Source organism: Streptomyces sp. NPDC052036 (assembly GCF_040680495.1).
Lineage (GTDB): Bacteria > Actinomycetota > Actinomycetes > Streptomycetales > Streptomycetaceae > Streptomyces.
The window spans coordinates 1-2,016 of sequence record NZ_JBFAWW010000118.1; the positions used below are offsets into that span (position 1 = coordinate 1).

Below are 2,016 nucleotides of genomic sequence, written 5' to 3' on the forward strand. Positions count from 1 at the left end.
GTGGCGACCAGTAATTTTGATGATTAGTGAAACGTTATTGCTGCTCATTATTGTCCTTGTAGCTGTGACATTTGGTGGGCTTGGCACTTGACATAAATAGCCGACAACACCAAGTTGAACTATAGAAATACACTTCAGATAGTCAGTTCTAGTCAATTAGAAATCGATATGAAAATTTACGTAGTTTAATAATTTCCTGAATCCGTGAGACCGGCCCCCGGAAGCACTTCTAACCCACTGACCTGCATGGCAATATAGCCATTATCGCCATTCACCCAGACAGTGCCATGCCCAACATAAAGTTCCGCGCCAGTCGCCGCACCCTCACCAGCCACGCCGGGCTGTCCATCATCGGGCAATGCTTCGAGATCGCTGGCGTCGACAGCATCGACAGCCGCTTCCCCACCACGCTGGGCATGCGCACCAGTGACGTGATCAAGAGCTACCTGGGCCTGCTGTGTCTGGGCATGAGCGACTATGACGCTGTCGAGAACTTCCGCCGCGACAAGCCCTTCCAACAACTGCTGACCCTGCAGAAGGTGCCGAGCGCGGCGACGCTGCGACAGCGGCTGGAGAAACTTGCCGCCAACGACCTGCAGGCGCGCACCGCCACCTGGTCCACGACCCTGCTGTCACTGATCGAAGCACCGATCACCGCCGAGACGACACACGTCTGCCTGGACATCGACACCTTCGTCATGGACAACAGCAACTCGAAGAAGGAAGGCGTCTCGCGGACCTACCAGAAGGTCGATGGCTACACCCCGATCGCCGCCTATCTGGGCAACGAAGGGTGGTGCCTGGGTCTGGAACTGCGGCCTGGCAAGCAGCACACCATGAAGGAGAGCAACGCCTTCCTGGAGCGGGTACTGCCTCGCGCCCAATGCCTGACCAAGCAACCGATCCTGTTACGCGAGGACAGCGGCTTCGACAGCCAGGCGCACCTGGCGCTTCTCGAACAGCAACGCCAGGTCTTTGCCGACGAGGGGCGCCGGCTCGACTATGTCGTCAAATGGAACCCGCGCGGCTCGGCCACGGCTGATCGAGATACCTGGCTGGCGGTGGCGGCGGACTACTGGGAAGAGCTGCGTCCTGGCAAGCGCCAGGCGCTGTGGCCGCAGACCGTCTCGATCCACGACGACAACAAGACCGAATACGTCGTCCAACGCGTGATGCGCCTGGTAGAGCGCACCGCCGATCGCGATGGCCAGTTGCTGCTCGAACCGGACTATGAGTTGGAAGGCTGGTGGACCAGCCTGGACGAGGCGCCGGAGGCGGTGATCAAGCGCTACCAGGCGCATGCCACCCATGAGCAGTTTCACAGCGAGATCAAGACCGATCTCGACCTGGAGCGCTTGCCGTCCGGCAAGTTCGCCACCAACGATCTGATCCTGCATCTCGCCCAGTTGGCCTACAACATCCTGCGCCTGATGGGACAGCTGGGCATGACCGGCGAGCTGAGCCCGGTTCGCCACCCGGCCAAGCGGCGCCGGCTGCGCACCGTGCTACAAGAGTTGGTGCACCGTGCGGCTCTCGTGATTCACAAGGCACGGCAGATCATCCTCGACTTCGGGCAGGATATCGGGCGCATGACGGTGCTCAAGACGCTGCGGAGCCGACTGCGTTATCCACGAGGAACGCCATGCTGACCGTCAATCGGCGACACTCTATCCACAAGCAGTTCCAAGCGACACGCGATCGCCAGATATGTCGTGCCTGGCGGGTGGAAAGGCATGACAAAACGGGCCGTCAGCACTGATCAGCACGGTGGGTTTTGGCAATAACGGGCTTGCGAAAGCCAACTTGCACGGGGCGAAGGATCAAAAAGTGCTCGCTGGCGGTGATAGGGAAAGTGTCGGCGCCGGCTTCACGGATTCAGGATACCAATTGGCTGAACATGATGTATCCCCGCCTATATCTTGCTCGTAACCTGTTACGTGAAGATGGGGTGATCTTTATTTCCATTGATGATCATGAGGTGGAAAACCTGCGCAGGATGTGTGATGAGATTTTTGG

The 2,016-nt window shown here is 58.6% G+C and carries 2 protein-coding genes; both read left to right on the top strand.

The window, feature by feature from the left end:
- Nucleotides 1-287 precede the first annotated feature (287 nt).
- A complete protein-coding gene (locus tag AB0L95_RS42105; RefSeq protein ID WP_365171955.1) occupies nucleotides 288-1,649 on the top strand; it encodes an IS1380 family transposase in 1,362 nt (453 codons plus the stop codon).
- Nucleotides 1,650-1,852: 203 nt separating this feature from the next.
- On the top strand, nucleotides 1,853-2,016 hold a 164-nt coding region (locus AB0L95_RS42110; protein WP_365171957.1), incomplete at its 3' end, for a DNA methyltransferase.